The organism is Sphingomonas gilva (genome assembly GCF_003515075.1).
Taxonomy (GTDB): domain Bacteria; phylum Pseudomonadota; class Alphaproteobacteria; order Sphingomonadales; family Sphingomonadaceae; genus Sphingomonas; species Sphingomonas gilva.
This window is the reverse complement of sequence record NZ_QWLV01000012.1, coordinates 17,501-25,752: the sequence shown is the minus strand read 5'-3', so window position 1 is coordinate 25,752 and position 8,252 is coordinate 17,501. Positions and strand designations below refer to the sequence as shown.

Below are 8,252 nucleotides of genomic sequence, written 5' to 3'. Positions count from 1 at the left end.
GATTGCCCGGCTTCATGAAGCCGGGCAATCGCACACCGTTCCTCGATCGAAAGCTGGCGGTATCTCGACATGGCAACACCTGTACGTGGTGTTGCACTTCGTTTGTGAACTCAGAGGGGTCCATGGTGCCGCGAGAACAATAGGTGCGGCGTTTGAGGAGACATGGACCCCGGAACAAGTCCGGGGTGACGGGGATGGGGAGGTCATGCCCCTATGACAGCAATATTTCCGTTCGCCGCGAAACCCGCTAGAGGCGGCCACCCATCATGGCGAACGGCAAGACCCCCCAGCGCATCCGCGGCACGCAGGACATCTTCGGCGAGGATCAGCGCCGGTTCCAGCATGTCGTCGATACCTTCGATCGCGTGCGGCGGCTCTATGCGTTTCAGCGGGTCGAGCTGCCGGTGTTCGAGGCGACCGCGGTGTTCGCGCGCTCGCTGGGCGAGACCACCGATGTCGTATCGAAGGAGATGTACAGCTTCGAGGACCGCGGCGGCGATTCGATCACGCTGCGCCCCGAATTCACCGCCGGCATCGCCCGCGCCTATCTGACCGAGGGTTGGCAGCAGCACGCCCCCTTGAAGATCGCGACGCACGGGCCGGTGTTCCGCTACGAGCGGCCGCAAAAGGGCCGCTACCGCCAGTTCCACCAGATCGACGCCGAGATCATCGGCGCGGCCGAGCCGCAGGCGGACGTGGAATTGCTCGCGCTGGCCGACCAGCTGCTCAAGGAACTGGGCATCGCGGACGGCGTGACGCTCCAGCTCAACACGCTGGGCGACGCCGAGACGCGCGACGCCTGGCGCGAGGCGCTGGTCGCGCATTTCGAGAAGCACCGCGGCGACCTGTCCGAAGACAGCCTGGCCCGCCTCGACAAGAACCCCCTGCGCATCCTCGACAGCAAGGACCCGCGCGATCGCCCGATCGCGGATACGGCGCCGGACATCGACGCCCACCTGTCGAGCGCGGCAGGCGGCTTCTTCGAAAGCGTGACCAAGGGACTGGAGGCGGCGGGCGTCGCCTGGACCCGCAACAGCCGCCTGGTGCGCGGTCTCGATTACTACCGCCACACGGCGTTCGAGTTCGTCACCGATCGGTTGGGCGCACAGGGCACGGTGCTGGCGGGCGGGCGCTATGATGGACTGATCGGCCAGCTTGGCGGGCCGGAAACGCCGGGTGTTGGTTGGGCGGCTGGGATCGAGCGGCTGGCGATGTTGGTAGAAGAGCCGACCGAAGCAAGGTTCGATGCGGTGGTCGTGCCGATGGGCGATGCCGCGATACTGCGCGGACAGGCCATTGTGACCGAGTTGCGCCGCGCAGGCGTGTCGGCTGACATGGCCTTCCGGGGTAATATGAAGAAGCGTATGGCCAAGGCGGATGCGCTGAACGCGCGCTATGCGATCATCCTTGGCGACGACGAAATCGCTAAAGGCGAGGCGACTATCAAGGCACTCGATGATGGAGCGCAGGCCAGCGCCCGCTTCGAGCTGCTGCCTTGGACGATCTTCGATCTTGTCTTCGAGGATATCGGATATGAGGATCGCAAAGAGTCCAAGCCCCCGTTGGCGAGCCGGATGCCTACGAAGAAGGCTGGCGAGGTTTATTGGACGCGATGACCATCCCCGCAGACCGCATCGCCGCGATCGAGGCGCGGCGGGATGAGTTGCAGGCGCTGATGGCGACCGGCGATTTGCCCTCCGATCGCTTCGTCGCGGTGTCCAAGGAATATGCCGAGCTGGAGCCGGTGGCGGAGGCGGCGGGCTTGGTGCGGAGGCTGCGCGCCGAGGCGGTCAGCCTGGAACACATGACGCATGACGGCGACGACGAGCTGCGCCGCATGGCCGAGGAGGAGCTGCACGAGAACAAGGCGGCGCTCGAAGCGGCGGAGCGTGCGCTCGCGCTCGCGCTGCTGCCGCGCGACGCCGCCGATGCGCGTCCGGCGATGCTGGAGATCCGCGCCGGCACCGGCGGCGACGAGGCGGCCTTGTTCGCCGGCGACCTGTTCCGCATGTACCAGCGCTATGCCGATGATCGCGGCTGGCGGGTCGAGCTGATCTCGGCCAGCGCGTCCGAGGCGGGGGGCTATAAGGAAGTCGTCGCCAGCGTCACCGGCGCGGGCGTGTTCGCGCGGCTGAAGTTCGAAAGCGGCGTCCACCGCGTCCAGCGCGTGCCCGTGACCGAAAGCGGCGGGCGCATCCACACCAGCGCCGCCACCGTCGCGGTGCTGCCCGAGGCCGAGGATGTCGACGTCCAGATCGACGAGGCGCGCGATCTCAGGATCGACGTCTATCGCTCGTCCGGCCCCGGCGGCCAGTCGGTCAACACCACCGACAGCGCGGTGCGCATCACCCATCTGCCGACCGGCCTCGTCGTCATCCAGCAGGACGAGAAGTCGCAGCACAAGAACAAGGCCAAGGCGCTCAAGGTGCTGCGGACGCGCCTTTATGAAGCCGAGCGCGAGCGGCTGGCGAGCGAACGGGCGGGAACGCGCAAGTCGATGGTCGGGTCGGGCGACCGTTCCGAGCGGATCCGCACCTACAACTTCCCGCAGGGGCGCGTGACCGACCACCGCATCGGCCTGACCCTCCACCGCCTGCCCGAAATACTCGAAGGCCAGCTGGACGAGCTGATCGGCGCGCTGATCGCCGCCGACGAGGCGGACAGGCTGGCGGCGCTGGATGAGGCGGCGTGACCGCCGGATCCTCCCCATGCGAAGCAGGGGGAGGGGGACCGCACGAAGTGCGGTGGAGGGGGGAGGCCGCGCGGGCTGCGCGATGTGGCGAAGCCCCCTCCACCATGCTGCGCATGGTCCCCCTCCCCCGCTCCTGCGGAGCGGGGGAGGATTAGGTGGTCTTCATCCGCCACATTATCATTGACGCCGCCAGCACCCTCGCGGCGGTCTCCGACACCCCCCGCCTCGACGCCGAGCTCCTCATGGCGCACGCCCTCGGCACCACTCGCGAGGAGCTGCTGCTGCGCCATCTCGACGCGTCCGCCCCGTCAGCCTTCGCCGATCTTCTCACCCGCCGGCTCGCGCACGAACCCGTCGCCTATATCACCGGCGCGCGCGCCTTCTGGACGATCGAGCTGGCGGTCGGCCCCGGCGTGCTGATCCCGCGCCCGGACAGCGAGACGTTGATCGAGGCGGCGGTCGCGCATTTTCGCGGGAACCCGCCCCGGACGATCCTCGATCTCGGCACAGGTCCCGGCACGCTGCTGCTCGCCGCGCTGGCCGAATGGCCGGATGCGGAAGGGCTGGGGATCGACGCTTCGCAGGACGCGCTCGATTATGCCCGGCGCAACGCGGCAGCGCTGGGAATGGCAGATCGCGCGATCTTCCGGCTCGGAAATTGGGCGGAGGGGATCGACGGCCCGTTCGACCTGGTCCTGTGCAATCCCCCCTATATCGCCACCGTCGAGCAGCTCCCAGCCGACGTCGCCGGACACGAACCGCCATCGGCGCTGTTCGCCGGGCCAGACGGGCTCGACGATTATCGCATCCTCGCGCCCCAGATCGCCCGGCTGATCGCACCCGGCGGCATGGCGGCGGTCGAGATCGGCCACACCCAGGCCGCGGCCGTCTCCGTCCTGTTCAAAGCGGAAGGGCTGGGCGTGCGCATCGCAAATGATCTGGCGGGCCGCGATCGCGCGCTTATCGCCCGACCATCTTGAACGCTTTGCCGCAGCACCACATATTGTGCTTGGAGAACCGGCCCGCTCCCGCTATCAGTGCGGCAGGGGCAGACTCTTTTCGACATAAGCGGTTGAAAACTGGCTGATTGCCCGGTTCCACGTCATGTGACGCCCGTGTTTGACGGGGGTTCTGACAAGGCAGCGCACGCCCCGTCCGGCGTGCGGCTTGCGAGGACATGCATCCGAATGCGGAAGAGCACAGGCGTAACTTTGACAGCCATAAGGACAGCAGTTTGATCAACAATCGTCAGGCCGGCCGCCGTCGCGGCCGTGGCGGCCAGCGCCAGGGCGGCAGCCCCGGACGCGGCCCGGAATCGGGCAACCGGATCGACAATCGCGCACGCGGCAACGCCGCCCAGCTGCTCGAGAAGTACAAGAATCTCGCCCGCGACGCGCAGCTGCAGGGCGACCGCGTCAACATCGAATATTATCTGCAGTTCGCGGATCATTATTTCCGCGTGCTCGCCGACAACCGCGCGCGCCAGGAAGAGGCCAATCCCGGCCGCTACCAGCAGCAGCGCGAGCAGAATGCCCAGGACGATTTCGACGAGGATTTCGATTCGGACGGCGAGGGCAATGCCGAGGCCGGGACCCGCGAATCGATGAACGACCGCGGCGACAATCGCGAGCAGCGCGGCAATGCGAACGGCAACAGCTATGAGCGCCAGCGCGACGATCGCCCGCGCCGCGACCGTCCGCGCCAGGATCGCCAGCAGGACGATCGCCCGCGCGAGACCCTGCAGGCGCGCGAGGAGCAGGCCGAGGAGACCCCGCGGAGCGACGAGGCGCCCCGCCCGCGTCGCGGCCGTCCGCCCCGCCAGCAGCCGAGCGCCGAAGGCGACGATCGCCTGCCCGCGACGATGCTGCCCCCCTCGATCCAGATGGGTGTCGAGGGCGAACCGGCGAGCGACGACGAGCTGCCGCCCGCGCCCAAGCGCCGCGGCCGCCCGCGCAAGGTCGATCCCGCAGCCGAAGCGGCCGAATAAAGGCTTCGCAAATAGTGAGATGATGATTAGCCTCCTCCGAGGGTCGGCCCTTGGGGGAGGTTTTTCATATGCGCGTTACATTCGGGCTGGCGGTCGTGTTGCTGGCCACGCCGGCGGCGGCGCAGGACAATGCGCAGGGAGACGTCTCGGTCACCATCTACAACAACAATCTCGCGCTGGTGCAGGACGTGCGGCAGGTGCCGCTGCCCGCCGGGGTTTCACGTCAGGAATTTCTGGATGTCTCCGCCCAGATCCGCGCGGAGACGGTGACGCTCGGCGGGCAGGGCTTCGAGATCGTCGAGCAGAATTTCGACTATGACCTGCTCAGCCCGCAGGCGCTGATGGAAAAGGCGGTCGGCCAGACCGTCACCCTCGTCCGCGTCAATCCGGCGACCGGCGCCGAGACGCGCGAGACCGCGCGCGTGCTGTCCAACAATGGCGGCGCGGTGGTGCAGATCGGCAACCGGATCGAGGTGCTGCGCGGCGACGGGCTGCCGACGCGGGTGATCTTCGATCGCGTGCCGCCCAACCTGCGCGCGCGGCCGACCTTGTCGGTGACGCTCGACGCCGCGTCCGCCGGCGCGCGGCCGCTCGCGCTCAGCTATCTGACGCCGGGGCTTTCGTGGAAGGCGGATTACGTCACGCTGTTCGACGAGGCCAAGGGCACGATCGACGTGCAGGGTTGGATCACGCTCGGCAACAACACCGGCACGACCTTCCGCAACGCCGATACGCTGCTGGTGGCGGGCAATCCGGGCAACGTCACGCCGCGGCCGTTCGATGGACGCTACGGGCGGCCGGTGCCGCCCCCGCCGCCGGGTAACCGGCCCGGCACCGAAAGCGCCGATCGCGAGCGGCTGGGCGACTTCTACCTCTATCCGCTCGGCCACCGCACCACCATCGCCAACGCGCAGCAGAAGCAGGTCAGCTTCCTCGACGTGGCGGGCGCGCCGGCGCGGCGGGCCTATTTCTTCGCCAACCCCTGGCTCGGCACGCTCAATGAGGCGAGGAGCGCCGACACCGTGATCGAATTCTCGTCGAGCCGGACGGGCGGGCTGGGCGACGCGCTGCCCGCCGGCATCGTCCGCGTCTATATGCGCGACGCGTCGGGCCAGCCGCAGTTCATCGGGGAGAACAGCATCCAGCACACGCCGATGGGATCGGACCTCGCGCTCAGGACCGGCGAGGCGTTCGACGTGAAGGTGCAGCCGGTCGTCGTCGAGCGCACCCGGCTAAGCGACGACCGCTGGCGCACGCGGATGCGCTACACGCTGACCAATGCGCGGCCCAACCCCGTCACCGTCGACCTGCTCCAGGCGGGGCTCGACTGGGGGTGGACCGACACGCGGATCACCGAGGAGTCGCTCGAATCGACGCGCCGCTCCTCCACCGAGGCCTGGTGGAAGGTGCCGGTGCCGGCGAACGGCGAGGCGGTCGTCACCGCGACCTTCGACACGCGGTATTGAGATGAAAGGCCCGTCGCCCCTGCGCAGGCAGGGGTCTCTATCGGCACACGCGAGGGCGGATGTGCGCCAAACCAAGAGGCCCCTGCCTGCGCAGGGGCGACGGTTTTTGGCAGGACTGCTGCTACTCCTCTCCACCCCCGCCGCGGCGCAGACCGTGACCTCGGCCGCGCCGGAGGCGGTGTCGGTGACCATCTATCGCAGTCCGGAGCGCGGCTCCGACGACGCGATCGATCTCGACTGGCTGCGCGGCTATGCGCTCGTCACCGAAACGCGCCGGGTGACGATCCCGGCGGGAACCGCGACCCTTCGCTTCGAAGGCGTGGCGGGCGGCATCCTCGCCGAATCGGCGATCGTCACCGGTCTGCCGGCGGGCGTGTCGGAGAAGAATCTCGACGCCGATCTGCTTTCGCCGCGCAGCCTCTACGACCGCTCGCTCAACCGGCCGGTGACGGTGCGGCGGACCTATCCCGACGGGCGCGTCACGGCCGAACCGGCGGTGATCCGCTCGGCGGCCGAGGGCGCGCTGGTGGTGCAGACGCGCGAGGGGATCGAGGCGCTCACCTGTTCGGGGCTGCCCGAGGCGCTGGTCTATGACGGCGTGCCGCCCGGGCTGTCGGCCAAGCCGACGCTGTCGGTCGAGACGACCTCGCCGCAGGCCTATGACGCCACCGTCACGCTTTCCTATCTCGCCTGGGGTTTCGACTGGCAGGCCAATTATGTCGTCGAGCTGGCCGAAGGCGGGCGCAGCGCGCGGCTGTTCGCCTGGGTGACGCTGGCCAATGGCGACGTGACGAGTTTCCCGGATGCGCAGACATCGGTGGTCGCCGGCAGGGTCAACCGCGAGAGCGACGCCGCCGATGTCGCGCGGCCCGAACCGGGCTGGCTGCACGCCGAGTGCTGGGCCATCGCGGAGGACATCGGCTATCTGCCGGCGCCCGCTGCTCCACCGCCGCCGCCTCCGCCTCCTCCCCCGCCAGCGATGGAGATGGCGCGCGCGGCCGATGTCGTCGTCACCGGCAGCCGCATGGCGGTGCAGGAGGAACTCGGCGACCTGAAGCTCTACCGCGTGCCCTTTGCCACCACCGTCGCCGCCAATGCGCAGAAGCAGGTGGCGATGATCGACAAGGCCGGGGTGCCGGTGAGCATCCTCTATGGAACCACCGTGCGGGGCGACGGCGCGAGCGGCACGATGACGATGCTGACCGCGCGCAACCGCCAGGCCGACGGACTGGGGGTGCCGCTGCCCGCCGGGCCGGTCGCGGCGTTCGAGCCGGGCGGGCGCGGGCTGCTGCTGGTCGGCGAGGGCCGTCTCGACGACAAGGCGATCGGCGAGGATGTCGAGATCGAGCTCGCCGAGGCGACCCAGGTGACGGTCGAGGCCGAGCGGACCGACCGCGACGAGGACGGCGCATGGGATGCCTATGCGGTGACGGTGCGCAACGCCAATCCGTGGCCGATCGCCCACCGCCTGCGCATCGCCAAGGACGACGCTGAGGGAATCCGCCGCGCGAGCGCGCGGCTGGCGCAGGAGGACGGCTTCACCGTCTGGCGGACGACGATCCCGGCGAACGGGGAGCGAACGTTGCGCTATCGAATCGAAACCCCGGATTGAAACAGATTCGGCGTCCAATTCCCCTCCCTGCAAGGGAGGGCCGGGGGTGGGACGCGCGGCGCAGCCGAGCGTCCTAACCCTCGTCGTCGGGCCGGCTGCGGTCCTCGATCCGCTCGTCATGGCCGCTGCCCGAGCTCAGGAACACCAGCCCCATCAGCGCCGCGGCGAGCAGCACAGACGCGCCGACCCCGGCGATCGTCGCAATCATCATATGGATCGGGATCGGGCCGGTCGCGATCCACAGCCCGGCGAGCGATCCGATCACCGCGATCAGCGCGACCAGCGCCATCCAGCGCATCAGCCGCCGGTAGCGCGCCCAGGCGAACTTCGCATAATCGGGATCGTCGAGATCGGGCTTTCGGTCCGCCATGGCTTTCCTTTGCGCGCCCGACATGGGATGCTTGGCGCCTGACGCAAGCCAGGAGGATGCGATGACGATCCAGGCGGTGCTCGGCGGCAAGGGCCGCGAGGTGGTGTCGGTGACCGCGGACACCA

8 protein-coding genes (1 of these 8 cut by a window edge) are annotated in these 8,252 nt (G+C 68.8%); 7 read left to right on the top strand and 1 reads right to left on the bottom strand.

What is annotated here, in order from left to right:
* Positions 1-266: 266 nt before the first annotated feature.
* The 6 genes from hisS to D1610_RS16630 all read left to right on the top strand — a co-directional run bounded on the left by hisS (position 267) and on the right by D1610_RS16630 (position 7,757).
* Entirely contained in the window at positions 267-1,616 is a 1,350-nt protein-coding gene (gene hisS, locus D1610_RS16655) for a histidine--tRNA ligase (RefSeq protein WP_118865326.1), read from the top strand.
* Positions 1,613-2,692: a peptide chain release factor 1 gene (gene prfA / locus D1610_RS16650; protein ID WP_118865325.1), complete on the top strand. Its 1,080-nt coding sequence runs from the start codon at positions 1,613-1,615 to the stop codon at positions 2,690-2,692. Before hisS ends, prfA begins: the two co-directional genes overlap by 4 nt.
* Before the next feature lie 155 nt (positions 2,693-2,847).
* The gene (prmC, locus tag D1610_RS16645; RefSeq protein ID WP_281268995.1) at positions 2,848-3,672 is read left to right on the top strand and encodes a peptide chain release factor N(5)-glutamine methyltransferase; all 825 of its coding nucleotides are present in this window, start codon (positions 2,848-2,850) and stop codon (positions 3,670-3,672) included.
* A 254-nt stretch (positions 3,673-3,926) separates the two neighbouring features.
* Positions 3,927-4,679: a DUF4167 domain-containing protein gene (locus tag D1610_RS16640; protein WP_118865324.1), complete on the top strand. Its 753-nt coding sequence runs from the start codon at positions 3,927-3,929 to the stop codon at positions 4,677-4,679.
* A 68-nt stretch (positions 4,680-4,747) separates the two neighbouring features.
* Positions 4,748-6,145: a DUF4139 domain-containing protein gene (locus D1610_RS16635; RefSeq protein WP_118865323.1), complete on the top strand. Its 1,398-nt coding sequence runs from the start codon at positions 4,748-4,750 to the stop codon at positions 6,143-6,145.
* A 106-nt stretch (positions 6,146-6,251) separates the two neighbouring features.
* Positions 6,252-7,757 (top strand): DUF4139 domain-containing protein, encoded by a 1,506-nt coding sequence (locus D1610_RS16630; protein ID WP_147414359.1) that lies wholly within the window; start codon positions 6,252-6,254, stop codon positions 7,755-7,757.
* Positions 7,758-7,830: 73 nt separating this feature from the next.
* Here the strand turns inward: D1610_RS16630 and D1610_RS16625 are convergent, their stop codons facing one another.
* Positions 7,831-8,127: a hypothetical protein gene (locus D1610_RS16625; protein WP_118865321.1), complete on the bottom strand. Its 297-nt coding sequence runs from the start codon at positions 8,125-8,127 to the stop codon at positions 7,831-7,833.
* A gap of 61 nt (positions 8,128-8,188) precedes the next feature.
* Here D1610_RS16625 and D1610_RS16620 point away from each other — a divergent pair, with 61 nt between their 5' ends.
* Positions 8,189-8,252, top strand: partial view of a CBS domain-containing protein gene (locus tag D1610_RS16620; RefSeq protein WP_118865329.1) — the 5' end (the start) only. The gene runs 365 nt beyond the window's last position; the window shows 64 of its 429 coding nt (coding positions 1-64); its start codon is at positions 8,189-8,191; its stop codon lies off the right edge, out of view.